Annotated in this window: 16 protein-coding genes (1 of these 16 running past the window's edge); 2 read left to right on the top strand and 14 right to left on the bottom strand. The window is 37.5% G+C overall.

All coding sequences use genetic code 11. The features are described from left to right. Window positions 1-31: 31 nt before the first annotated feature. The 5 genes from thrS to JKP34_RS10900 all read right to left on the bottom strand — a co-directional run bounded on the left by thrS (window position 32) and on the right by JKP34_RS10900 (window position 5,259). Window positions 32-1,987 carry a threonine--tRNA ligase gene (thrS, locus tag JKP34_RS10920; protein WP_201921005.1) on the bottom strand — a complete coding sequence of 652 codons (1,956 nt, stop codon included), beginning with the start codon at window positions 1,985-1,987 and terminating at the stop codon, window positions 32-34. 153 nt (window positions 1,988-2,140) lie between these two features. Continuing rightward, on the bottom strand, window positions 2,141-2,404 hold the full coding sequence (locus JKP34_RS10915; protein ID WP_201921002.1) for a hypothetical protein: 264 nt from the start codon (window positions 2,402-2,404) through the stop codon (window positions 2,141-2,143). A gap of 83 nt (window positions 2,405-2,487) precedes the next feature. Then, the gene (locus JKP34_RS10910; RefSeq protein ID WP_201921000.1) at window positions 2,488-4,221 is read right to left on the bottom strand and encodes a hypothetical protein; all 1,734 of its coding nucleotides are present in this window, start codon (window positions 4,219-4,221) and stop codon (window positions 2,488-2,490) included. A 47-nt stretch (window positions 4,222-4,268) separates the two neighbouring features. Continuing rightward, window positions 4,269-4,775, bottom strand: a complete 507-nt coding sequence (locus JKP34_RS10905; protein WP_201920998.1) for a phosphoribosyltransferase family protein — start codon at window positions 4,773-4,775, stop codon at window positions 4,269-4,271. 7 nt (window positions 4,776-4,782) lie between these two features. Next, window positions 4,783-5,259 carry an Lrp/AsnC family transcriptional regulator gene (locus tag JKP34_RS10900; protein WP_201920997.1) on the bottom strand — a complete coding sequence of 159 codons (477 nt, stop codon included), beginning with the start codon at window positions 5,257-5,259 and terminating at the stop codon, window positions 4,783-4,785. 186 nt (window positions 5,260-5,445) lie between these two features. Between JKP34_RS10900 and JKP34_RS10895 the strand changes: the two genes are divergently transcribed. Next, window positions 5,446-6,555, top strand: a complete 1,110-nt coding sequence (locus tag JKP34_RS10895) for an AMP-binding protein (RefSeq protein WP_201920995.1) — start codon at window positions 5,446-5,448, stop codon at window positions 6,553-6,555. A gap of 51 nt (window positions 6,556-6,606) precedes the next feature. Here JKP34_RS10895 and JKP34_RS10890 read toward each other — a convergent pair whose 3' ends face one another. Beyond that, on the bottom strand, window positions 6,607-7,554 hold the full coding sequence (locus tag JKP34_RS10890; protein WP_201920993.1) for an OmpA/MotB family protein: 948 nt from the start codon (window positions 7,552-7,554) through the stop codon (window positions 6,607-6,609). A gap of 170 nt (window positions 7,555-7,724) precedes the next feature. Here JKP34_RS10890 and JKP34_RS10885 point away from each other — a divergent pair, with 170 nt between their 5' ends. After that, window positions 7,725-8,414: an SIR2 family NAD-dependent protein deacylase gene (locus tag JKP34_RS10885; protein ID WP_201920989.1), complete on the top strand. Its 690-nt coding sequence runs from the start codon at window positions 7,725-7,727 to the stop codon at window positions 8,412-8,414. Between the two features lie 536 nt (window positions 8,415-8,950). On the opposite strand, the gene JKP34_RS10880 is transcribed toward JKP34_RS10885, so the two are convergent. The 8 genes from JKP34_RS10880 to JKP34_RS10845 all read right to left on the bottom strand — a co-directional run. Beyond that, the gene (locus tag JKP34_RS10880) at window positions 8,951-9,871 is read right to left on the bottom strand and encodes a hypothetical protein (protein ID WP_201920986.1); all 921 of its coding nucleotides are present in this window, start codon (window positions 9,869-9,871) and stop codon (window positions 8,951-8,953) included. A 281-nt stretch (window positions 9,872-10,152) separates the two neighbouring features. After that, complete coding sequence (locus tag JKP34_RS10875) at window positions 10,153-10,392, bottom strand: hypothetical protein (RefSeq protein ID WP_201920982.1); 240 nt, start codon at window positions 10,390-10,392, stop codon at window positions 10,153-10,155. A gap of 123 nt (window positions 10,393-10,515) precedes the next feature. Then, window positions 10,516-10,977: a hypothetical protein gene (locus JKP34_RS10870; RefSeq protein WP_201920979.1), complete on the bottom strand. Its 462-nt coding sequence runs from the start codon at window positions 10,975-10,977 to the stop codon at window positions 10,516-10,518. A gap of 4 nt (window positions 10,978-10,981) precedes the next feature. Then, window positions 10,982-15,610 (bottom strand): fibronectin type III domain-containing protein, encoded by a 4,629-nt coding sequence (locus JKP34_RS10865; RefSeq protein ID WP_201920976.1) that lies wholly within the window; start codon window positions 15,608-15,610, stop codon window positions 10,982-10,984. Beyond that, a complete protein-coding gene (locus JKP34_RS10860) occupies window positions 15,607-17,328 on the bottom strand; it encodes a TonB-dependent receptor (RefSeq protein WP_201920974.1) in 1,722 nt (573 codons plus the stop codon). Before JKP34_RS10860 ends, JKP34_RS10865 begins: the two co-directional genes overlap by 4 nt. Next, entirely contained in the window at window positions 17,312-18,787 is a 1,476-nt protein-coding gene (locus JKP34_RS18345) for a PorP/SprF family type IX secretion system membrane protein (protein ID WP_201920971.1), read from the bottom strand. The genes JKP34_RS10860 and JKP34_RS18345 overlap by 17 nt, the downstream gene beginning before the upstream one ends. After that, window positions 18,784-23,163 carry an Ig-like domain-containing protein gene (locus JKP34_RS10850; protein WP_201920969.1) on the bottom strand — a complete coding sequence of 1,460 codons (4,380 nt, stop codon included), beginning with the start codon at window positions 23,161-23,163 and terminating at the stop codon, window positions 18,784-18,786. Before JKP34_RS10850 ends, JKP34_RS18345 begins: the two co-directional genes overlap by 4 nt. Further along, a protein-coding gene (locus tag JKP34_RS10845) for a T9SS type A sorting domain-containing protein (protein ID WP_201920962.1) crosses the window boundary here: on the bottom strand, window positions 23,160-26,525 show its 3' end. Its footprint extends 5,829 nt past the window's final position; only the last 3,366 of its 9,195 coding nucleotides appear in the window; its start codon lies beyond the right edge, outside the window; its stop codon occupies window positions 23,160-23,162. Before JKP34_RS10845 ends, JKP34_RS10850 begins: the two co-directional genes overlap by 4 nt.

Raw genomic sequence — 26,525 nt, 5'->3', positions numbered from 1 at the left:
AAAATCCTAAAATAGTCTTTGCTTAATATTTTTATTGATGAGCTATACTTTCTTCAATTTTTGTATTAAAGAATTTGATAAACTCATCAATTGGCATACTGCCTATATCTCCTTCTCCGTGCTTCCTGATAGAAACCATACCTTCTTCTTGCTCCTTTTCACCTACTATCAGCATATAAGGTATCTTCTTAACTTCAGCATCCCTAATTTTTCTACCTATTTTCTCATCTCTATGGTCAATAAAGCCAGAAAAATCTTGTGACTCTAACTCAGTATAAACCTTATTCGCGTAGTCCGCATACTTTTCTGAAATTGGTAAAACTGCCACTTGTTCTGGCGATAACCAAAGTGGAAATTCTCCACCACAATGTTCAATAAGTACGGCTACAAAACGCTCAAGAGAACCAAATGGCGCTCTATGGATCATCACTGGTCTATGTTTAGCATTATCAGCTCCAATATACTCTAGCTCAAAACGCTGCGGTAAAGTATAATCTACCTGAATAGTACCAAGCTGCCAGCTTCTTCCCAGTGCATCCTTCACCATAAAGTCAAGTTTAGGACCATAGAAAGCAGCTTCACCAAGTTCCACTGTTGTTTTTAATCCCTTCTCTTCAGTTGCTTCAATAATCGCGCTTTCAGCCTTTTCCCAAAGTGCATCTTCACCAATATATTTAGCCTTATTTTCCGGGTCACGTAAAGAAACCTGTGCTGTAAAATTTTCAAACCCTAAAGAATTGAAAACGAAAAGAACCAGATCAATAACCTTTACAAATTCTTGTTTTACCTGATCGGGTCTACAGAAAATGTGTGCATCATCCTGAGTGAAACCTCTTACACGTGTTAAACCATGCAATTCACCACTTTGTTCATATCTGTAAACGGTACCAAATTCAGCTAATCGTAATGGCAATTCTTTATAACTTCTCGGTCTTGTTTTATAGATTTCACAATGGTGAGGACAGTTCATTGGCTTCAATAAATACTCTTCACCGTCTTCATCACCCGGTGCAGCAATTGGCTGGAATGAATCCTTACCATATTTCTCATAATGACCAGAGGTGATATATAGTTTTTTGTTTCCTATATGCGGAGTTATAACCGGTTGATAACCTGCTTTTACCTGAGCCTTCTTTAAAAAATTCTCGAGCCTGTCACGCAACATAGTACCTTTTGGTAACCAAAGTGGTAAACCCATACCTACCTTTTCTGAAAAGGCAAATAGCTCCATCTCTTTACCCAGCTTTCTATGGTCTCTCTTTTTGGCCTCTTCCAGGAGCTCCAAATATTCTTTAAGCTCTTTCTGCTTCGGGAATGTGATACCATAAATTCTGGTAAGCTGCTTATTATTTTCGTTTCCTCTCCAATAAGCACCGGCAACACTAAGTAGTTTTACTGCTTTAATAAAACCTGTGTTAGGAATATGGGGGCCTCTGCATAAATCAGTAAAGTTACCTTGTTGGTAGAAAGTGATTTGACCATCTTCCAAACCATCAATTAACTCCAGTTTATATTCATCTCCCTTCTTAGTATAATAATCTAAGGCATCTTTTTTGGATACTTCAGAACGCTTAAATTCATTCTTTTGACGTGCAAGTTCTATCATTTTCTGCTCAATTTTCTCAAGCTGATCTCCATCGAACTCTATATCACCGAAATCCACATCGTAGTAAAAGCCATTATCAATGGGTGGCCCTATACCAAATTTAATACCTGGGTATAATTCTTCCAATGCCTCAGCCAATAAGTGGGCAGAAGAGTGCCAAAATGTATTTTGCCCTTCAGGATCATTCCAGGTTAATAGCTGAACATGGGCATCTGACTCAATTGGACGTGATGAATCCCACACCTGCCCATTAACTTTTGCCGAAAGAACATTTCTTGCCAGCCCTTCACTTATATCTAAAGCTACTTCATGAGAGCTAACTCCTTTATTAAATTCTTTTACTGTGCCATCAGGCAGAGTTATTTTTATTTGATTGCTCATAAGAAACTTATTCCTATCGAATAGAATTTACAAAATATAAAAAACACAACCGGAAACAGTTGTGAGATCAAAACTAAGCACAAATATGCAATAATTGGAAAGAAAGGAATAAATAAGAACTATAAAAGCTTAATAAATTCTTAAAAAAGATACTCATCGATAAAGATAGATGCCATCAGAATGAAGTTTGCTCATATTACAGACTTGTAAACCCTGAGCGATAAAGTTGAATACTATCTCATTAGCTATAATGGCATCCTGACTAAAATAATGAAGTTCTTCCTGAACATTTAACAAAGTAAGTCGCTGAATAGAGGCTGTGCCTATTCTCCAATTTCTTTTATTACCCTTATAATGAGCAATTATCTGATTGATGCGAGAGATGGTTTCTTCCTTGGTTTCGGTGGTTAAAGGCATGGTAGTTAAGGTTAATAGTTGTAACAATTGCAATATATAAAAACCTATTTATTCTACAAATAGATCATTAAAAAATCATAGTGCTACTGTCCTATTTTCTCTCCTTTACTGCTTAATGTGAGGTATATTTCCTCTTCTTCATTGTATATAAAGTAAATTCCCGCTTCAATTTTAGCAGCAGAAAGCTTGTCATTACTACTATAATTATGCTTCCATAGTATTTCTCCATTACTGTTTATGAGCAGTAAGGCATACTTAAATGATGCAAGGGAGTCTGCCGTTACATTTAACAAATAATCATTATTGATCGGGATAAAATTAACAACTGATTCAGTACTATCTATACTAATTAGATTAAGCATTTCCATGTTATATCCAATGCTTGCAACAAAGGTGCTGTCCTTATATTTACCTGCAGCGAGCATATACTCTGGCAACTCAATTACCTGACTAACCCTATTTGGTTTCTCATTAATTATAATTGCCTCAGGCATAGAAAGTGTATCATCTTCATGTATAACAAATTGCACTTTAGTTTTTAAACTGTCTGTTAAGTCAGATAATTCCTCTATCTTCTTATCTACTACGGTATTTTCCAGTACCAAATACTCATTAAATGACGGCTTGAATCTGTTTAAATAAAAGGCAAAGTTTTCAACTGATTCTTCCCTTTTATCTTTTTCAATTAGTTTTAAAGTTGATTTTAAACTCTTATAGCCCTCATATATCTCCTCTACTTTATTTGTTCTCTGATATACATTGGTGGAGTCATTCAGAACAGGGAATAATTGAGCGTTCTCCAGGATTGCTAAATCTGTTTTCTGAGACTTGTATTTTAAAACTGAAATAGCCAGTGGTGATGTACTAAACTTAACCAGTCGTTCAATTAAAGTTGTTGGAATAGAAGTTCTGTAAAGTTGACTAGAATCCTGAACACTGCTGTTCTTTTCTATTGCATCGGTCAATTGTTGGTCAATTTCTAGCAGTATTTTCTTTAATGGTGCGATCTCATTTCGGAGCTCTTCCTGAAGCTCATTAAAGTATTTTTCATAATCAGGTAGCTGCAACGTATTTCTTTCAAAATCAACCTTGATACTTGAAAGCTCTTCCCATGAAGTTATATCAGACCTAACTATTTGAACTTGATAAAGCTTATTATTAAGTGAAGAAATTCTATTCTCATAAGTTTCAACTGCCTCCTTTAAAGATTTACTCTTCTCCAACAAACGATCAAATATACTTTGCTCATCTGTTGATATTCTTAGCAAAAAGGCTTCTCTATTCGGATATTTAGTCTGTAGGCTATTAATCATTTCTGTTAAAGCATCTTGTGCCTCTATGGCTTTGGCCTTGGCAGTTGTTATGTCTTTAACTAACTCCTTCTTTTTTACCAGACTCTCAATTTTATTTTCATAATCTAAATGAACATCAGAAACCTTTATTCCAAATTTACCTGTTCTTAGGTCTCTCCTGTTGTAGGCCATATAGTACTCATCATTCTTTCGAACTTCTTTCTCATCTACCAAAGCTATCGCTTTGGTGTAAGCATCAACCGCTTTATCAATTAAAGAGTCATAAGTATCACTTGTCGGAAAAATTGGAATGGTATCAAGCTTAGAAATAATGACCTCTCCCAGATAAAAGTAAGCACTTGCCTCATCATCGTTGTCGGCTAAGTATATAAGCAAATCAGATTCTGCAGCTTTATAATCCTTGCTTTGAAGAATGGGGAAAAGGTTCTTATACTTTACTTTTTTCTGGCTAAATGCCAATGAACTACTCCCTATAAGTATGATTAATAAGAGAAGGTATCTCATTGCTAAAGGTTCTGTTTGATGTTGTAAATATTATAGATTAATTTGTACTAAACCAAATATACACCAAAATCCTCTGCTGCCCAACTCACATTAATATGCTCCTTTAAAGTTGTTGATAGCTCTATACCAGTATATTTGGCGGACATAGGGAAAAGTCGGTGAGATCGGTTGACCAAAAAAGCAGACTCTATCTTTTTTAATGGTAAAGAAAGAAATGGCTTAAGGGCGTACATTGCTGTTCTGCCTGAGTTTAAGACGTCATCTACCAGAATAACCACGGCATCCCGAGGATTGTCAATAGTTTTATCACATGATACTGGTGATGATAGCGGATTTTGCTTATCGATATCAACAGCAATCAAGCTGGCTTTATACTCACCAATCTGATCATATTGTTCTTTAAGCTTTTCTGCCAGCAGATAGCCCCCACCTTTTATACCAGCCAGATATAAGCGTTCCTCCTGATAATTACTTTCCAGGATTTGGTATGCCATTCTCTTAATTTTGCCTTCAATTTGCTTTTTGCTTAATAAACTTTGGCGTTGGTCAGGCATAAAAATCTTAGTTTGATGGTATTGGAAGTACTTTGCTATCTTTAAAAGTAGATAAAATCACCATTGACTGCATACTATCAACCACTTCTATCTCACTTACGCGCTCAAGCATAAGCTTCTGGTAAGAGGCAATATCTTTGGTAATCACTTTCAAGATGAAATCGTGCGAACCCGTTACATGGTTACACTCAATAATTTCATCAACCTCATTAATAGCATCTATGAAAACATCAATATTAGACTTATTATGTGCTTTTAAAGATACCATCACATAAGTATTAACACCTAAGTCGATTTTAGCAGTATCAAGCTTGGCATGATAGCTTTTTATAATACCAGTATTCTCAAGTTTTTTCACTCTCTCCAGTGTTGGTGCAGGAGATAATCCAATATCCTTAGATAGCTGAGCATTGGTAATTCTGCCATCTGCTTGAAGGATATCTAAAATTTTGCGGTCTATTTTATCAAATTTGAATGGAGGCATAATATTTTATGGTTTACAGCGGCAAAAATAATAGATATAAATGTAATTATAGCTTATTTTAAAGATAATAAGCACAAAATTCCAAATATTATTCTGATTCTATTTATACATCCCTCAGTGAAAGAATAAGAAGTTTGTTAAGCACAATTTTAGATTAGCAAAAATTGGCTTTAATTTGATTTTTTAATGAGTACAGGGCAAAAAAAATTTATTTACCAGTCACAAAAATTTAGTATTCAAGACATACTTAGTATGTCATTTGATGCTGATCAGTACAATCAACTTTTCCTGAAAACTGTGGCTTTTGTTAGATCATGGTTTGATGATTTCAGCATCATTCAACAACAAACTTCCGGCTCAACTGGTAAGCCTAAGCTTATCACCATAGAGAAGAAAAAAATGACTGCCAGTGCCAAAAGCACAGTTGAAACTTTAAACTTACCCAAAGGAAGTTCTGCATTCTTAAACTTAAATACGGACTATATTGGTGGCAAAATGATGGTAGTACGCGCCATCATTAACCAAATGGAATTATATATTGGTGATATCACTTCCAATCCATTAAAAGATTTACAAGTATCAAGTCAGATTGACTTTTTCTCATTTGTTCCCTATCAGTTAAGCCAGATACTTAGCGAAACACCTGAAAATGCTCAGCTCATTAATCAATCCAAGGCTATTATTCTAGGTGGTGCTCCTGTGTCGGCATCACTGCAATCATTAATTGATCAGCATTTAAGCTGCCCAGTCTATAGTACCTATGGAATGACTGAAACGGTGTCACATATTGCGCTCAAACGACTGGATACAGATGCTCCATCAAACTATTTTAAGGCGTTAAAAGGAGTACACTTCAGTGCTGATGAAAACAAAAGATTAATTATTCATGCGCCAAACATCGCTACCAAAAATCCACTGGTTACGAATGATGTGGTTAAGCTAATTGATCAGCATACATTCGACTGGTTAGGGAGATATGACTTTGTGATTAACTCAGGAGGCATCAAGATTCATCCTGAAATGGTAGAAAAGAAAATTTCTAAGGTGCTTGCTGAAAGTAATGCCAACTTTAACCTCTTCATATTCTCTCAAGAAGATGAGCAACTAGGTGAGAAAGTCTGCCTGATGGTAGAAGGCGAAAATGACAATTTTGATTGGACACCCATTTTTTCTCAGCTAGCGAAATATGAAAAGCCCAAGGCTGTATTTTATTTAAAAGAGTTTGCCAGAACGGCTAGTGATAAGGTTGATCGATTAAAATCGATTAGGGATTGGGAGTTAGGAAATAGGAATTAGGATCTAACAAAATCTACCTAATCCCTATAACCAAATACCTAAGACTCAATTTTAATTACTCTCTAATATCTGGAACAACTCATCCAATTTCGGTGTCAGGATGATTTCCGTTCTTCTGTTGGTTTGTCTACCCTCTGCGGTCTCATTATCCGCCTTAGGAGAAAACTCACCTTTACCGGCAGCCGTGATATTCTCTGGTTCTGCGCCATTATCTACCAGTATGCGAACAATGGAAGTAGCTCTCAACACACTTAAATCCCAGTTGTCTTTCAGGTAGCGATTGCCAGCATTAATAGGCACATCATCGGTATGGCCTTCAACTACTATATTCACATCAGAATTTTCCTTCAATACTTGTGCTAATTTTTTCAAAGCACTCACTCCTTTAGCGTCCACTACAGTACTTCCGGAATTAAACAATAGCTGCTCCGCTAGAGAAACATAGACCTTTCCATTTTTCACTTCAATAGTCAGGTCATTTTCTTTAAAGTTTAAGAGTGCCTCACTAACTTTTTGCTTGAGTGCATTAACAGCAGCTTCTTTATCAGCCAGTACTTGCTCTAATTCTTGTACTTTTGCTTCTCGCTCGGCTAAGTTAGCAGCTAATTCTTCGTTCTTTTGTTTTTGAACAGCTAAGTCAGTTTCCATTTGGAGCAACTGCTTTTCTTTAGCTGCTAAATCCTGGTTAAGCTTGCCGCTATTGCTGGTAACCCGATCATAATAATCGCTCAAGGTGTTGTACTGCTCTTGCAATGAGTCAAGACTTTTTTGAGATTTACTCAACTTATCCTTTAATGAAGTTACGTTCGCTTTTTCCTCTTCAAGCTTTGATTCCAAGTCTTCTATAGTGTTTTCTCTAGCAGAAAGCTCATCGTTCAGCGCCATTTTATCTGATTCCAAAGCTACTTTTTCGGCTAAAAGCTGGTCATACTTTTTTTGTGCCACGCATCCACTAAGCAAAATAAAGACGAATAGCCCAATTCCTGTTTTTATGTTCATAATTTGATGTTGTTTTGATTTTAGTGCTTAACGTAAATATGTATTATTGTTTCAAGATAAAGGTAAATATCTTGAAATATTAAATACTTGATGGATCAATTAAAGTTCATTTGTTAAGCTGGACTTGATCCAGAGTCTTTTTTCACTTTGTTCAAATCTAATTCGATAAAATGAAAAAAATAGTAGTGTTAACAGGTGCCGGAGTGTCTGCTGAAAGTGGCATTGCTACCTTTAGAGGGGCTGATGGCTTATGGGAAGGACATGATGTTACTGAAGTAGCTTCTCCGCAGGGATGGCGCAACAACAGAGCACTTGTACTAGACTTTTATAATAAAAGAAGAAAAAATGTTATAGAAGCTAAGCCTAATAAAGCACATGAGCTTATTGCAAAGTTGGAAGATCATTTTGATGTGGACGTCATTACGCAAAACATCGATGACCTACACGAAAGAGCAGGATCCAGCAAGGTGCTTCATCTACATGGTGAAATTACGAAAGTACGCAGTACAAAAGACCCATCATTGGTATATGAGTTAGATGGCTGGGAATTAAAGGAAGGCGATTTATGTGAGCAAAACTCACAGCTTAGACCTCACATTGTTTGGTTTGGAGAGGCAGTTCCTATGATAGAACCAGCCATGCACATCACCCAGCAGGCCGATATTTTATTGGTTGTTGGCACCTCGCTGCAAGTCTACCCTGCTGCAGGACTCATCCATGAGGTAAAGCCAGGTACTCCCATTTATGTGATTGATCCTGAAACGCCAGCGTATCATGGTGTTGAAGCTATAACAGCTATACAAGAAGTGGCTAGTAAGGGGATGGAAAGGTTTTATGAGGAAATAGGGATTGGGGATTAGGAATTTGGAGTTAGGTGTTAGCAGTTGGCAGTTAGCAGTTGGCAGTTAGCAGTTAGCAGCTAGCAGCTAGCAGCTAGCAGTAAGCAGAGAACTTGAATTTAATTTATATGGTTTTGAGCTGTGAGTTACGAGCTACGAGTGTATCAGTCATCCAATAGGGATCTATGTTGATAAATAATAGAACAATATTAGTAGCAAGAGAAAAGATGCTTCCAGCATGACTTCTTAAGGAATATGTGTTCTATAGTCATCCCGGAGGGATCTGATACTTAACAACAAGAGTATAGCTTTCGTCCGAAATTCACCAGATTTGTCTGCACCTCAAAGAGGTCAGACATAAGCATACTTACTTAAGTAGGTCTGACGTTTTCAAGGTGCTGACCTGCTAAAACTCAGCAAGAATGTAATTATCAATCCCTCTAGCTCTCCCGTAGCAAGTACGGGACAGGCTCTTTTCTAAGGGGGAGAAAAACGAAATGAAAAACAGTTGTTCAAACACAAACAGGTCTGACGTTTTCAACGTGCTGACCTGTGAGTCAATAGGTATTCTCCACTAAGCTATAATTAGGATTTTGAAGCAGCCAGTCTCGGAAGTCTTGCAGGGCTTGCTCGTAGTTAGTCACTTCAAGTTCACCATATTCATCAACTGTTAATGGAGAACCTTCAATGGCTGGTGCCATATACTCCAGTAATCTGTAGCCGCATAAAATATCTACACTTCGGTTAGGGTTGGCACTATTACAATTGGCTTCTTCACTAAAAATAATGTCTTCTAAAAACTTGAACACTTCTTTATTTCGTGTATAGACTAATAATGGAGAGAGGTCATAAATGAAGTCATCATTGATAGTGGCTGTTTTCATTTTATTAAGCACAGCTGTGGTGGCTTGCTTATCTCCCCTTCTTGCTAGTGCTAATTGTATGTTAAACTTTGTCCAACCACTTGAGATTTGCTGTTCAACTTGCTTAAGTGGTGCTATGGCTGCATCATTATTCATGTAACCCACTAGCATGGCATATTTCTCCAAATGTGGCATTGCTGCATTTAGGCCATTGATAATGCGCTGCTCCTGATTACTGGTGAAATCTGTATTTTTAAAACCCGTAAGTGCATTAATAGCTTTAACACGTAACCCTATATCTGCATCAGCTAATGCTTTAATTTGTTGGTTAATAGCCTGCTGCCTAATGGCTTGCACTGGGTGGCCCTGCCCAAGGCGTTTGCCTATATTATAAGCTCGTGTTCTTATTACCGAGTTGGAGTCAGCTTGGTAGGTTTTTAAAGCATTTAATAGTTCCTCTGCCTGCTCAGTTTCACTCAAAAGACTCTGCGGTACAGGTGCAAAGCTACCTTCACGCACTGATTGAATGTAATCCTGCAGTTCTTGAATGACATTTTGGGCTGAGCTCAGTTGGATAGTAAAAATAAATAATATACTGGTAAAAAATGTTTTCATAAAACTGTTGTTTTTGGCTCGGTAAAGGTAATTAACATTTAGCAAACAAAACCTGACACCTGTTTATAAATCATGACAAGTAATCAGACTATTCAAGCAATTCCAATCCATTAAACCTACTTTAATACGAGTTTACAACTTGTACTTGAGCTAGTGGATCTTATTTCATCGAAGCAGCTTCTTGCCTATTTAAATTAATCATCCTAAGAATAGCGGGAATCAAAAGGCAGGAAAGCTTTATCTATTTAAAAAAATACAAACAGTTATGTCTGGCTTTCATTTCATTTCCTTGCCACTGGGGTTATTTCCCTATCCTTAAAAGATTCATAGTTCGTCCTTATTCGTTCAGAAAGTTGCTTTAATCCTTCCATATCTTGGTTTGCTTCCGATTCACTAACTCGAAAACTACGGGAGTAATCAGCAAAACTTGAATTAAAAACAACATTCAATACAAAGCCTTCATCTGTTTTGTACAAAATAAAATCCCAAGTGTGCTTAGCGAGTTCTTCTAGTGCTTTCATTTTACAATTCTGTTGCTGTGTAATCAATTCCTAATTCCATTCCTTCCGTTCTTATGATAGCTTCATCTGCACCTCCAGAAGTTTTACCTCCAGGAAACCCACACATAAGTGAGGCTTTCTAAATCAGCTTTTTACTGTTTCCTGAAAATGCTGTTTAAAGGATTCAAACAATTCAAAATACTTTGATAATATCTCTTTGAAATCTTCTAAGGAGGTGGCTATTGGAGTTTTGTATTTCACTTTTTCCTTAAACTCTGGGTCAATCTGTTCTGCCAGTGTTGCCAAACGTCCTTGATAAAAGTTATGGTTTTCTCCTTCTTTCCAAACCAAATATGAAAAATCAATAATTCCATTCTTAAACCCTATAAAAAAACGTAAAGTAAATTCTTCATAAGGGGTTTCTTTCAAAAACGTCCTATCTTTTGCTACGTATTTAAAGTCAGAATCGAAGGATTTAATTATAGGTTCTATTTCTTTTCTATTAAGGTTTGCTCGTCCATCAAAATCATGGTGATTCTGGCATAGCTTTAGATATTCTTTATCTAGTTCTATTTTCCGAAGTATTCCTAAAATAAGCTCTTGCATAAAACTACTCGTCTAAATATTTGATTTTTATATCCACACCCTTGCTCGTATTGAAGTCACTTAATACTTTTTGAAATTCAGCACTTGATTCAAAGAAAGACTTATTTGAAGTTGGAATTTCTAAAAAATAATCTCCATCAAGTGTAGTGCCTGAAGGGAACTTGCTAGAATTTAACTCAGCTCCTTTAGGATATTTTGTGATTAGCTCATTCAAATAATTTTTAAATGTATTCGGCTGTATCTCACTTAATGTTGTTGCCTTTCTTGATATGATTTGTCCCGCTTGTCCGTTTTCAGGTGGCAGATAGGTGTCCAATCGTTTTCCTGCTTTTCCATCTACTCCTTTTAGGACTACTTCAACTTTATTATCACCATATTCAAGCCTAGCTTTAGCGTTGTAATCATTTCCTCGTTTCCATAATACTTGTATTTCCGGCCAGGTAGGCTTAGCCTTCTGCGACATCTGGATGGCATCCAGTGCAGCATCAGGGTCGGCCAAAGCATCAACATTCCGTCTTAAAGTCTCATCTACCCCAGCATCGTCTAAGAATTTCCACGCGTTGACCAAATTAGGATTATTTGCAATTTTCTCAAATGCTTCATTAGACATTTCACCTATGTCAGACAGAAACTTACTTTTAGTGGCCTCATCTAAAGTTTCATCAATAGCATTTTTTAAATTATTAGGAATTTTATTGTAAAGATCAGCTAATGCACCCGTAGCATCAGAAGCTTTATTACCTCCTTTTAAAAATGCCCCACCCCAGAATAGACTAGCTACCTGCACAACATCATATCCTCCCTCATGAAAAGCTATATCACCGCCTTGACTATATTTATCAGCTTTGGCATCAACCATTTTCTGGATCATTTCAAGATCAATTGAAGTAATTCCATCTAAGATTGCCCTTCGTTCATCTTCGTCAAAAAGGCTTAATCCTAAAACAATGAGCTCAGGGATGCTTTTAAATTCATCAATCACTCCATCGCCCATACCACCAACCATGGCATCCAAAGAAAATGGATATGTCTCCGGATCAATACTGCTGTTCCACATAGGCTCTGGCACTTCAATATCTTCAAGTAGATCTTTTGATACTTTTACAACCCACATGCCTCTTTCAAAAATATTGAGTGGTTTCTCAGTCCTTTTAGACAAATCACCTATCGCATTCGGATTATTAATACTCTTCTCAATGTGGGCTTTATTAAGTGCCTTCAACTCAGATTGCGAGAAAGATTCTAGCTGAATTTGTGCTCCATCTTCAGTAGTTTTACTTGTCGGTATAGTATAAAAATCAGACCTATAGAAATATTCATACTTTCCAGATTTGGTCATTAAGACATGGATATCCCGTTCTATTAAGTTAGGCTCCTGTTCGAATAATAATTTAATGGCATCAAAATCTTCTTCATTAACAATTGTTGTCTTGGCATCAACTTCTCTTTGTTCAAATTCATCGATTAGAGAAACTAATTGATTTTTAGTTTCCCCATCTAAAGGATCAAAATCTTCTATTCTAGAATCACCATTTACTAAATTTGAAATTTGGTTGTTCAGATAGGTTTCAATTTCTGATCTCTTTGAATCTAAATAAGTCTTAATTTCTTCCTTTGTGCCAGTAAAATCATTTAGTAGATTTAATACGAATTGTTCAGAACTCCTTAGTACTTGTTGAATTTTATATGAGTTCTTAGCATCAAATTCACCTAATTTTATATCTATTACATCATACAGTAAATTATCGGTCTCTAGATTTTCACTTAATGAAATATCGAAAGCTATTAATTCACCTCTAGCACCATCATATTCGTTCAATATGATTTTTGAACTAAAAGAATAAACCATAAAATCAGGTAAGTCCTCGTTACCCATCGCACTCTCATCATCATCCTCAAAAAGGGTATTTACATTTTCAGGATCATGAACAAAGTCCCATTGATGTTTATATAAATCAATACCATTATCTCTTAGGTCCATGAGGTTATCTGTAGTATTGGCCCCTGCATAATAGGCCTCATTACTAAAAGTATGGCGTAACCTATAAGCACCATGTCCTAATTCATGTGCTATGGTTTTGGTAATATTAGAGGTGTTTTCAGTTAATACATAGCCGAATTGCTTTTTAAAGGGCATATAACCTTTTACAGAATTACCTGAATTATTAGGCAAGACAAAAACATAAAAAGCATCTCTATCAATGGAAACAGCCTTTTTATATTCTTTTTTAAGTGCTTTTATTTTTGGCGGGTAAAATGCAAGATCCCCTATTGCCTCATCAGCGGCATTTGTTAAATCAACTTCAGCAGTATAATTATCAGCCATTACCAGCTCCCATTCAGCAACTGCCTGGCCATAGATGCGGTTTAGATCAGCAGACAAGGTAGAGGCAGCAGGAGCACTTGCTCCATTCACCGGAACAATAATAACCTTCTGGGCTACTTTATCATAACTTACTACATTAAGCTCTCCTAAGATGATTTCCTCTTCGGTGGTTTCGCCTGCTTCATTCTGGTTTTCTTTCAGCACATAAGCCTGTACCAATTGGGTGTCTTTATGGGTAGTACCCTGTACGGTTACATTTTTAGCTAAATCTTCTGCTGATGCTGTAATTGGCAAATTACCTGATACACTTTTAAAGCCTATTGCACTATTAAAACTGTTACCTGCACTTTGCTTAGCCAATACTTTATCCGTTCTGCCGCTAGCTACAGATTTCCATGGTATCCAGTAATCATTATCTCTAATTTGCGTTTGGGTATAATTGCTCGTAAGGGTTTCCAGAGATTTGGTATCAAATCCGTATTGCTGCTGATCGCTTTTCTCAAAGTTTACGATAAAGTCAACATTGGCATCAGAAGGTAATGTATTTGGGTTGGATGGTCCACCCGTATTCTGTCCCTGGCTTACATTGCCATCAGGCCCTACTACCCAAGTATCGCCATTACTGTCTTCTACTACAACAACGCCATCGCCATTTTCATCTACCCCTTCCTCACTAGGGTCTATGGTAGTAGTTTCACCATCTTCGGTTGTTACAGTTATCACCCCTGTCTCTTCATCTACATCAACATCTGATATTACCTCATCGACTTTAATATCAGTATCCGGGGTGTCTTCCACATTATCGCCATCTGCCCCTCCATTACCTTCATCAAGCTCATCACTGTCTAAGCCTACAATAAATGGTCCGGCAGGATTCAATGTGGTTTCCACATAGCCGCCAATCAACTTTCTGTCAGTATTTACTTCTATGTTGACTAAATCAGCCTCTACAGAAGCCAGGTTGAACAAAGGCACTTCGATAGCTCCTTTACCATTGTATGGACCTGCTCCAGTGATTTCTGTAATACGAACTTTGAAACCTAAAGCCTCTATCCTATCACCGATCTGTAAGCTTTCAATAGGGTCACGATTGGTTATCGCAGGATTATTTGGATCAGCCCCACATTCAAAATCAATTTCACTGGCATCCAGTGTGCTTACCGAAATTATATCAGAGGCAACACCTGTAAGCACGCCACAAGTAGATTTAACCTGTACTTCATATTCTGTTCCAGCCTCCAAATCGAATACCACTTGTGTTTCAATATTAGTAGCATAAGTAGTCCAGTCCGTAGTACCTTTTTCACGTACTTCTACCACATAGCCAGAATGGTTCCAATCACCCGTCCAGTCTACTTTTATTCTATCAGGCCCCAATGCCTCAAGCCCTACACCTGTTACCGTTAAGCATTCATCACCATACTGGAAACTCTTTACTTCACTGCGGCCATTATTTTTAAATAGGTCACGACCAATATTGCTGACAGCTTGTACTTGCCATGCATAGCTTCTTCCAGGAATTAACGGGATATCTCCCGGGCCGTAGAAGTAGCTGTTTAGGTTTGTTCTCTGCTCAAAAACCGGATTTGAAGTTCTTACTACTTCAAAAGGATTTCTACCGGCAGGCCAGATTTCCCACAGGCGGAAAATATATTCTGTTTCAAAAGCACTATTCGGTGAGGATGTATGCCTTGGTGTCCACTGAAACTGTATTTGTTGTGGATCCTGAATTCTTACCTTTTCCTCGAAAGGAAGGTTCAATAAGGGAGGTTCATTTTGTACTATCCAGGCAATATTTCTGCTGGTATTGCTCACTACATTTCCACGTTGATAATCGAGCACTTCAATGGTGAAAGTATAGAAGCCCTCTGGCAGTTGTTGTGAATTAGCAAAAGTTGCAGGATTTATACCACTCATCTCCATATTATTAGGATTGAGATAGGCTGCCAGTTTATCATAAGTTACCTGCGTGGGTACACCCGGTGTCAGATACATACCCTGCGGCATAAAGCTCGGTTTAGTTCTAAAACGAACTGTCTGACTTTCAATAGTAATACGAAGCCTTACACGGTAATCCGATTTTGTAAAATCGCGCAAGTTTAGTGTGATAGGCCATTTATTAAGTGCATCATTGGTATAATCAGACAAATAAATAGAATATGGAGGGGTTAGCTGACTATTTACCTGTACTGGTGCTGAAGTAGTTTGTGCGAACGATTTAGTAGCACAGCAAGCAATTAATGCAACTGCTAAAAGAACGCTATACTTTTTACAAAAGCTGCTGATATGTCTGATTAGATCCATCAAAATTGGTAGGTATAGGTTAATGTTCCATTTAATTGTGTAGCCTTATTGGTACTGCCATCATCTTGCGGAGTACTTCTTGTTAAAAAGGCATTAGTGAAAGTGATATTATGCTTTTCCTTATACTGATAAGCCGCGCTTAATCTACAGTTAAATACACTATTAGTTAAATCACTTTGAGCATAGCTGTTATTGTAAGCACCGGTTAAACTCAAGCGTAATTTCTTCTCAAATAAAGCTTTGTTGACTGACACTACCGGACCAATAGTGGTATTCTGCGTTTCTCCAGCTTCCTGCCAACTGGCATTTACTGAAGTGAAAATATTCAAGCCAAGCTCTTTCCACTGATTGCTAAAACCAATGTTACTATTATAAAAAGCAGAACCAGTATTTTGCTGCTCCCCCGATTGCTCATCACTAGATTGTTGAGCTGATAGGTTAATATTTAATGATTGCACATGTTCTTTGTCAGCTTTTAACACATAGTTGGCACTTGTATTAATCGACTGAGAGATTTGTGTAAAATTCAGTGTATCGATAGGTCTTAAAGGATCAATGTTATTGATATCTTCAAATTGTGACCTGATCACCGTATATGTCTGGAAGTTGGAATAAGAAGCGCTGACATTTAGTTTCTTAGACACAGTCCAATTGGTATTAACTGCGCCAATCCAACGTGTCATTTGGTTGATTTTAGTGTCATCCAGATTATCTCTTTGCAAACCAACATTAGCACTCACACTTAATTTGTTCTTAAACAATTGTGTTCCACCATTTACTGTTATATTTTCTAAATCGTTATTGAAGAAATAAGCTCCGTGTGTTTTATAACCGGGGTCAACTCTTTCATAAGCCAAACCAACAGTATAACCATTACCTCCATAATTTACTCCGGTTTTAAAAGCCTGATGATAGGCCGTAGACAACCTATGGGTAAATAAAGCACCTCCTGAAGGGAAAGGCTGAAAAGCTCCTCTTTCAACACCTTCTGACCTTATGTCCCTGGTAATTGCAGAGTTAGCATACTCAAAATTCAAAGATACCCTGCTAAATAAAGTGGTACTCCCTCCTATTCCTAAAACTAAATTCTCTTCTGGAAAAACTTCTAAACTATCCGTTAATTGATTAGCTGTTGAAGGATCGTCTTTAGATTTAAAGAAAGTAACGTTCAAGTTATATCCCTTTCCCTGATAGCCCACTTTGGTTCCGTAACCAAATCTATGGAAAGCTGGCTGGTTACCAACAGCTGTGTCAACCGGAATAGCTTTTTGAAGTCGGCCTGCCATGGCACTTACTGTCCATGGGCCTTGAGGACGCAATTCTACGCCCCCCCCTAAAAACAAATGGCCACTCAACGTATAAGGACTAAAACTCATACTAGTATAGCCTGCCTTCAGTGTAATCCATTCGTAAGTTGGACTTATTCCATATTGATTGAAAGGCTGAGAATACCCAAACTGCTCATTTGAGAAATTAAAGCTTAAAGGAATACTCAATCCGTATATGGAAAAATTAATGTTACCATTCAGGTAGTAACTGTAAGGTTCTCTACTCAAATCACCACCAAAGGCGGTATTATATAACTGGGACAAAGACAAACCACCATTTACTTTTATGGCCTTTCCTTTACCAATTTGAGACAAATCCTGCGCCTGAGACTGAAAACTAAAGCCTGCAAGCAACATTATGATCGCTATATTGACTTTATTCTTTTTCAGCATAAATTAAAAATTCAACTCTTCTGTTTTTAGCTCTATTTTCTTCCGTATTATTTTTATACAAAGGCACTGTGGCACCTTTACCTTCGTAGCTTAATCTATCCTCTTCAATACCGATCTCCATTAGGTAATCAACCACAGCTTTTGCACGCTCTTCTGAAATAGTTTGATTGGCTTCCACCGTACCAATATTATCTGTATGTCCACTCACTTTTAACTGAAGGGCTTTATTGGCATTTAATAGTACAGCTAAATCATCTAAATAGGCTTTAGCTTCTTCATTGAGTTTTGTTTCATTAAAACCGTAGTTGAAATTCTTTCTCAATTCAAATGAGAAATCATCCGTTACTTTGTTTTGATACTCCTTCTCAATAACTGTTACAGGCTCTTTGGAGAATATCTGATCCTCTTCAAACTGTCGCGATTCACCAATCATATAGTCTGATGAAGTTGTATCAATTGCCTGTTTTCTTCCTATTTTGATTCGTTTAAATACGCTCAGACTAAATTCTGTGGAGGCAGTTTGGGCAGCATTGTTTAAATGAAGATCCACTGTAAAGCCAACTGAAAAATTATCTTGGGCAACTTGGGTTCCAAATGACAACCTATCACCAGAGAAATATCTGGTAAAAACATCTATATAACCAGAAGTGAATGGATCAAATGGATCATCATTTTTAAAGCTTCTACGTAATCTTGGCCCTACACTCCAAAAAGCTTGCTCATTTTGAACACTGGCTAATCCGTCCATGTAAATACGGCTTTCGCTAAATTGGAAGATGGAGGCACCCCCTAAAAAGCTGTATACCAAAGGTAACTGCTGCTCATTACCAGTATAAGTGTAGGTTGGTTGGTTGAGATTGAATGCTGATAAACCTGCATAAAACAACCTATCTCCTCCATTTGTGTTCTTAAACCATACAGCTCCAAAACCTGTAGATAAATAATTAGCCTGTTGATTTTCGAAAGATTCGCCTATCGCTAAAGATTCATCATAACCTTGATTATTAACCCATTGGTTTCCTGTTGTAAAGCTAGAAGCATCAATTGATTGTTGATTGTATGAAAACTGTGCACCTACAGAAATGCCTTGGGTACTATTAAGCATCAAATTATAGGCTCCGTTAAGCTTAATGCTATAATAGCTGTACGGCAAACCTTCGCTTACCTGATCACTTTCGGCTATTAGGCCTATTCCTCCAAGTCTTTTGGTTCTTTCCTTATTAGCTAGGGTATACTGAAATTGCAGATTAGTGGTGTTCAATCGTAAACCACTATTATATCGCTGGGTTCTATGCGTAACATTAAAGCCCATTACATTATCAATACCTGTATAACCAGGATTAAGTGATAATTCAGTATTCTGATAACTCGAAAAATAAGGCTGCTGCGCCATTGAGCTGCTAATCGTTAAGACCAATAGCCCAATTATTAATATGATATGTGTTAATGATTTTATCACCTTAATAAGTTTATAATACCACTATTATTTCCATTGAATTGCACTTCCGTACCATCGTAAAACCTTCCTGACAGGTACCATACATAAATTCCTTCTTCGGCATTTGCTCCATTCACCATTCCATCCCATCCTATTTCAAGCGCCTCTCTCGGATTGTCAGTGCTGTACATTACTCTACCCTGCCTGTCTCTTACTTCAAATCTGATGCTTTCGAAACCTGCACCATACAATTTGAATCTGTCATTTTCACCATCATTGTTTGGCGTGAAAAGATTCGGAATAAATACCTGATTTTTCACGAAGATGGTCATTTGCTTTTCTACAAAACAGCCTAAACTATCTGTGGCAGTCAATGTGTAAGTTGTTGTCGATTGCGGGCTTGCAATAGGATCAGCAATTGTAGGATCTGTTAATCCGGTGGCAGGTTCCCATCGGTAGAAATCACCACCGTGGGCGAAAAGTTGTATTTCATCTCCTGCACCAATGGTGGTATCCATCGGTATCTCCACAACTATTTCTTCTTTAACAAATACTGTAACCTCAGCTGTATCACGTTTACAATCTCCTGCCTGAACTATTACCTGATAAGTTGTAGTCTCGCCAGGGAATGCCACAGGATTAGCCGCATTAGCATCGGAAAGTGTTGTAGCCGGAGACCATTGATAGGTGTATTCAAATGCACTTCCTGAAGCTGTTGGTGCCCCACCAATTTGTACATCACCATTAGGACAGATGGTTTTATCTTCACCTGCATTAACTACTAAAGCTGCATCAATACTTACTAAAACAGAATCGGCATAAGTACAGCCGGCTGAAGTTGTAGCTGTTAAAATATACCATGTGTCTGAATCAGGAGAAACAATAGGATTAGCAATAGTTACATCGCTTATGTTAGCATTTGGGCTCCATGAAAGTGTCCATTCATTATTAATTCCTACCGGATTAAGATTGACTTCGCCCTCATTACAAATGAATAACTCTTCACCAGCATCAAAAATTGGTAATGGATTAACAACTACATTAATTGAATCAGTATTAACGCAACCAGAAGCATTCCACACTTCTGCAAACCATTTTTCATTTTCAGCTGGTATTATTTCCAATGAGCCTTCAGCATTCAGGAACTCATCTCCTTTATCATTGTACCAGTTAATAGAATCGAAGGCTATATCAACAGTTAAGACTGCTGATTCGCCCTCGCATAACTCAATATCATTTCCCAAATCAAAGTCAGGTAATTGATTAACAGTCACATTAACTGTGTCTGACGCAAAGCAACCGTTCAAATTTGTAAACTCTACATAGATTTTTTCAGAATTAACGGCAGTTCTGTTTAAAGTAGGCTGATCAGTTGCTAATAAGCCTTCACTTTCAGAATACCAGTTAATTTTGCTAAATGCTCCTTCAACTGAAAGTTCAAAATTATCTTCAAAACAGATAGAGAAATCCTCTCCTAAATCAACTGTAGGAAGCTTATTAACAGTTACTTGAAGTGTATCATAGCCAATACAATTACTATTGTTGATGTATTCTGCGTAAACCGTAACTGAATTATCCGCTTCAAAATTAATATTTGATTGATGCGTATTAAGTAAACTATCACCCAAATACCAGTTAATACTATCTGATAAGGTTGGGATTTCAATGTTAACTATTTCGCCAGAACATATGGAGAAATCATCTCCTAAATCATAAAATGGAGGTTCAATTGTATCCACTATAATGGAATCAGTATATGTACAACCGTTAAAAGCAAAAGCTTTTGCTATAATAGTATCAGCCTCAGTTGCCTGATAATCAAGAAACCAATCACCGCTTTCAAGCAAGCCATTTTTAACTGAGGTCCATTCTACACTAGCTAAACCTTCTTGAGCTTCTAACAAAATATTGGCGTTCACACAAATGGCTGTGTCATTTCCTAGGGAGAAAACTGGTAAATCTAATTTGGTTATTAAAAGTGTATCAGCATTGGAGCAGCCTTTATCATCTACCACTTCAACAAACAAGCTATCATCTTCTGTTACGGTAAAATCAATCGTGTTTATGTCAGAAGCTAGTGATCCCCTTTTAGCACTTGTCCATTCCACTGAGGCCCAAGTTCCCGATATTTCAAACTGAGCGATGGAATTTTCACAAATATTAACGTCAGCACCTAAATCAATCTCTGGTAAAGGATTTACAGTCACAACTATTGTATCAGTAACTGAGCAGCCTTCTACATTTGTTTTATCAACAAAAAGTGTATCTGTTTCTGTAAAAGCTTGTTTAATATTAATAACATCTGTAGCTATTACTCCTAATTTTTTAGTATACCATGAAATTTGATCGTAGGCTGTGTTGATGCTATATGATAATGTATCGAATTCACATAATTCAACTGCCATTAAAGGATTTTGATCAGGTAAAACCAGTGACTGAACAAAAATAGTATCATAGCCTACACAGCCAAAACCATTTGTTAACTCCGCCACAATAGTATCATTAGCAGATACTACTTGACTATATGAAGAACCACCTGATTGAATTAATCCCTCACCTTTTCTATACCAATCGATATTGTTAAATGACTCACTAATATTTAATGTCAGCATTTCATTCTCACATATTGAAATATTTGATGGAAGCGATGAAGCTGGTAATTCAATCGCTTTAATGTTAATAGTATCGTAAACTGTACAACCTAATGGTTTTATCACCTCTACAATTATAGTATCATCCTTTTCTACAGTATAGCTGAAATCATTATTATCTGATAACAGTAGACCGTCTGTTTTCGAATACCAGTTTACCTCATCAGCAGATACACCAGCTGAAAGTAAAGCATCATCACCCACACAAATCTCACTGTCTGTTCCAAGGTCAGGTTTATCGCAAATAATAAAGGATTGTTCAGCTGCGAAGCCTGAGCTTAAACCACCTGCATCAATTGTCTGAACAGTCCAGAAATATTCACCCTCGCTTAATTGGCTTAAAAAACTGCTTGCTGCAGTTCCATTGGAGGTAATAGTGTTTACGAGTAGATCATTACCACCACTAATACTTAGTTCACTTACAACATTATAATTACCTGAACTAGTGCCAGCAGCTATTTGATAGGTTAATTCATTGGTTGCCGTAAGCGCATCAGTGCTTTTTGTCCAGCTCAGTTCAACAGCATTTAAGTTTACATTACTACTTAATCCTGTTGGTGGATTCGGCCTGCCATTAGTTGCTGCTATTGTGTTTTGATAGAAATATGAAATGATAGGGTCTGTAGGGTTGGTATCAGAAAATCCTGTAGCAAAAAAGTCGTTTTTGCCATCCTTATCTATATCTACAATTTGAATACTTCCATTAGAAATACCATCCATAGTGATATTGGCATCTGTAAAATTACCAGTACCATCATTTGTAAAAACTTCTCCCCTATAATTACTCGATCCATCTAACCCAATAACCACTAAGTCTTTATCGCCATCATTATCTAAATCTTTTAAATCAAAAGAGGCATTATTAAGAACTGGTATGCTGGATGAAATTTCAGAGTAAGTACCAGACTGACTTTTATACAACTTTAAAACCGGACTAAAAGAACTGTTTCGCCCTATTAAGAAAATATCAGCTAATCCATCAGCAGTATAGTCTACCAGTTGCACATCATTGATTAACAAATTTGATGTGGCTGAAAAAACCTTCTCGGTTAACTCGGCATCCTTATCGAGCAAAAGTAACTTAGATATAAATTGACCACTTGCGTTTTCTCCTGAAATGAATAAATCTAATATACCATCCTGGTTAAGATCAGCTTTGGCTAAACTAGCTCCCAAGAGGTCTGGTAAGCTATAGTCTGTTGATTGAGTAAAACTTAAGCTGTTTTGAATCCAAACAGATGTTTCAATAGCACCTGCATTATTATAACCACAAATAACAACATCTTTTTGACCATCTAAATTAATGTCAAAGTCCAATAGCTTAGCCTGATAAAACCCTGATACAAGATCATTAGAAACCGTAAAGCTCGTTCCTTGATTTAAAAGTAAATGGTTTTTTACCTGATTAGCATCATCACGACCTCCATATAAAATATCGACTTTATTATCATTGTTAAAATCTGCCAATAGAAAAGTAGCATTTTTTAATGCCACTACTGGCAAACCTACCAAGGTAAAGGTATTATCCTGATCGTTTTGGTATATCTCAAAATGCTTGAATCCATCATTATCAATACCATTAACAATAGCATCCTGATAGCCATCATTATTAAAATCAGCCCACTCTACCTGCACATTACCTAAAACAGGTAATTCGGTACTACCCAAAGTTGAAAAACTTTGCGCAATAAGTGCACTATGCCCATGCCATAGGCAAAAAATAATTGCGAATAATCTTATTCTCATTTAACTACAAATCTTTTAGAAATAGTTTGTCCGTTGGTTTCAATCACAGCGATGTAAACGCCTGCCGGAAGCCTGTCATCAGTAATATTAAAGACATGCTTCTGCTGTTGCTTGCCACTTAACTGATAATATTCATAACCCTTATGAAGGTCTACTATCCTTACATCAAGGTCATGTTGCTGATTCCCCTCAACCTCTAGCCTGAAGGTTCCATAGTTAGGATTTGGATAAATATTCGTACTTAAGTGAAGTTTCCCTTGTGACTTACTGAGCTCTTCTTCCTTCAAGCGAGCCGCTTCATCTTGTGATAATACATTTATCGTCTTTGTCACATATGCCTCACACTGATCAAGATTAGCCTTCATGGACATCTCAAACTCGCCCGTTCTTGTAAAAATCACTTCTTGATAATCAGCTTCCTGTGAAACTAAATAAAAGTCCTTGTCATCAGGGTTAAACCACTCGACTGTACTAGGCATAGGCCAGCTGATATCTATTATTAGTACAGTATCACCCACCACGGCTTCAGAGGTAAGTAAGAAGTCAGCTTGTAAAAGGTCATCATCTTTAATTACTTCTATATCGTGAGCGTCTATACAGCCTGCTTCATTTGTCACTTCTATGTGGTAGTTACCTTCCGCGTCTATTCTTACTTCTCTTTCAGTACTTGAAAAGGTATTGTCAGAAGTCCATGAATAAGTACCCCAATTGCCTGCATCAAGGGTGATATAACCTCCTGTACATAGGTATACTATTTCTGGTAAATTACTTAACTCTTCCAATGGAGGATTCTCCATGGTTACCTCATAAGCTGTGGTACATCCTTCAGCATCTTGTATAGTAAAGCTATGGGTCCCTGCCAATAAATCATTTCTTTCCGAGGCTTCTACCCCATCTTCCCAGATAACTTTGTAAGGTGCTGAACCACCAGATGGTGTCACAGCTACCATGCCCGATGGCTCATCGTAACAAATAGGATCAGCAACTATCAGTTGACTGATATTAATTGGAGTGGCATCATCAAGTCTTATGCTACCATTAAAAGTACAGCCATTACCATCTGTAATAGTTACAGCATAAGTACCTGCTGCTATATTAGTAATAGTAGCTCCCTGAGCACCATTCTCCCAGCTAATAGTATAATCACCACTACCACCAGCTACTTCAATACTGATGTTACCATCAGTTCCCTGATAACAAGAAGGTATGTCTCTACTAATACTTTCTATTTCAATCGGGTTAATATTGTCTATGGTTAGTCTTTGAGTAAGACTGCAATTATTAGCATCTGTAATAGTTACATCATAACGGCCAGCAGTCAGATCCTCTCTAGTAAAAGTAGTTTCCCCATCTGACCAGCTGATTTGGTATGGAGCTGTGCCTCCATTTACTTCAATTGTAGCTTGACCGTCTGCACTACCAAAACAGCTTACACCTGTAAGCTCAGCTGTGATAACCAATGGCTCAGGCTCTTCTATTTCAAAAGATTCAGCTATGGCACAGCCAGCATTATCCGTAACCAATACCTCATAAGTACCTGCTCTAAGCCCTGATCTATTTTTGCTGATTGCACCATCGGACCAGCGATAAGTATATGGTGCTGTACCACCTTTCACTTCATAGGTAATACTTCCGTTAGAAGCATCATTACATTTAGTGGCAGCTTCTTCAACATCAACTAGTTCCAATAAGTCAGGTTCTGTGATGGTAAATTCAAATGCAGTAGCACAGCCATTGGCATCTGTTATGGTAGCAGTATAAGTACCTGCAGTTACATTTCTTAATATCGGGCCTCGTTGACCATTAGACCATTTCACTAATGGACTTCTGGCATTTCCAATTGACGTGAGTTCAATACCTGCATCATTGGCATTATAACAGCTTGCATGTTCAATAGTATAATTTATGGTTACACTATCTTTTTGCGGTACAGTAACTACTTGTGTAAGTAAACAACCATTATCATCTGTAACTTCAACCGCATAGTCACCTGTTAGTAAATCATATCTTCTCGATGAGGTATTACCATCTGGCCAGCTGACTCTATAAGGCGCTGTGCCTCCATTAATACTTAATTCTGCCGAGCCATTGGCTGACTCATAGCAACGTGGAGCAGCTACACTAGCCTGTAAACTCAATGAGTCTGGCGCAATAATGGTAACGCTTTCACTTACAGCACACTCATCATTATCAAAAACTTCTACACTGTAAGTGCCTGCAGCTATACCTGTAAGTGTTTTGCTGCTGGCTCCTGTAGACCATAAGTAACTGTAATTACCAGTACCACCAGCTACCACTACTTCAATACTACCATCAGTAGCTGTATGACAGCTCGGAGTTTCTTTATTAAAGCTTGCTATGTAAATTGGATTAACAGTACCTACTGTTACTGATTTTACAGCGCTGCATCCAGAAGCATCTGTCACCAATACAGTATATGTGCCTGGTAATAAATTAGATGCTCTCTCTATATTTTGATTTTGCTCATCATTCCAGCTGATGGTATAAGGTGATGCTCCACCACTAATATTTATTTCCGCGGCACCATCATAAGTGGTCTCACAAGTAGCAGCTACCGTCTCCACTACACTGATGTTTAAGTCGGTGCCTGGTGATGTGATGTAAAATGATAAGGTATCGGTAGTGCATGAACCATTTTCTGCATAAATATCATATTTACCAGCACTTAAACCCTCTGCACTATTTGTAGTAATACCTGCGTCATGAGACCAGTGATACCTATAGTCATTGCTTAGTTGACTAAGTACTATACTACCGTTAGCAGCTCCGCATGATGCCAAAACAAAGCTTTCAACTGTTAACAAAGGTGAGGCTACTTCGTTTAGTACAATGGATTTTTCTAATTGGCAGCCTACGCTATCCGTAATGGTTACCTCATAAGTACCTGCAGCAAGATTTGTTCTTCGACCTTCAGTAATGCTGGCATTATCGTCCCAGCTGATTTGGTAAGGTGCAAATCCACCTCTTATATTCAACTCAATTACACCATTACTACCACCACAACTACTAGGAGTAATACTGTTCGATACTGTCAACTGATTCGATAAATCTTCTTCTAACTCAACTACCTTAGTAGTAGAACAGCTATCTGCATCTGTTACAGTAATGGAGTAAGTGCCCTCTCCCAGTCCTGTTTTTAACCTGCTGTTATCGGCTACTCCATTCCACGTGATGGATAGTGGCTCTTTTCCTGTAGCAGAGGTAATTTCGATTGTACCATTCGCTAATCCACAACTTGGATTGAACTGGTTGATACTTAGTTCAGGTCCACTCGTATTGTTAATAGAGAACTTGAATGACTGTTCGCAGTTGGTGCTATCTGCCACTAAAACTTCATAAAC

Origin of the sequence: Marivirga atlantica, assembly GCF_016734805.1 — a bacterium.
In the GTDB taxonomy this organism is placed as follows: Bacteria; Bacteroidota; Bacteroidia; order Cytophagales; family Cyclobacteriaceae; genus Marivirga; species Marivirga atlantica.
The sequence above is the reverse complement of the archived record's forward strand: the minus strand, read 5'-3'. Positions and strand labels throughout refer to the sequence as shown.

Excerpts from the sequence above, each read along its gene's own strand:
- JKP34_RS10910 (WP_201921000.1), bottom strand. The coding sequence starts at position 4,221 with ATGAGATACCTTCTCTTATTAATCATACTTATAGGGAGTAGTTCATTG.
- JKP34_RS10875 (WP_201920982.1), bottom strand. The coding sequence starts at position 10,392 with ATGAAAGCACTAGAAGAACTCGCTAAGCACACTTGGGATTTTATTTTG.
- JKP34_RS10870 (WP_201920979.1), bottom strand. The coding sequence starts at position 10,977 with ATGCAAGAGCTTATTTTAGGAATACTTCGGAAAATAGAACTAGATAAA.
- JKP34_RS10900 (WP_201920997.1), bottom strand. The coding sequence starts at position 5,259 with ATGCCTCCATTCAAATTTGATAAAATAGACCGCAAAATTTTAGATATC.
- thrS (WP_201921005.1), bottom strand. The coding sequence starts at position 1,987 with ATGAGCAATCAAATAAAAATAACTCTGCCTGATGGCACAGTAAAAGAA.
- JKP34_RS10885 (WP_201920989.1), top strand. The coding sequence starts at position 7,725 with ATGAAAAAAATAGTAGTGTTAACAGGTGCCGGAGTGTCTGCTGAAAGT.
- JKP34_RS10880 (WP_201920986.1), bottom strand. The coding sequence starts at position 9,871 with ATGAAAACATTTTTTACCAGTATATTATTTATTTTTACTATCCAACTG.
- JKP34_RS10860 (WP_201920974.1), bottom strand. The coding sequence starts at position 17,328 with ATGCTGAAAAAGAATAAAGTCAATATAGCGATCATAATGTTGCTTGCA.
- JKP34_RS10890 (WP_201920993.1), bottom strand. The coding sequence starts at position 7,554 with ATGAACATAAAAACAGGAATTGGGCTATTCGTCTTTATTTTGCTTAGT.
- JKP34_RS10895 (WP_201920995.1), top strand. The coding sequence starts at position 5,446 with ATGAGTACAGGGCAAAAAAAATTTATTTACCAGTCACAAAAATTTAGT.
- JKP34_RS10915 (WP_201921002.1), bottom strand. The coding sequence starts at position 2,404 with ATGCCTTTAACCACCGAAACCAAGGAAGAAACCATCTCTCGCATCAAT.
- JKP34_RS10850 (WP_201920969.1), bottom strand. The coding sequence starts at position 23,163 with ATGAGAATAAGATTATTCGCAATTATTTTTTGCCTATGGCATGGGCAT.
- JKP34_RS10905 (WP_201920998.1), bottom strand. The coding sequence starts at position 4,775 with ATGCCTGACCAACGCCAAAGTTTATTAAGCAAAAAGCAAATTGAAGGC.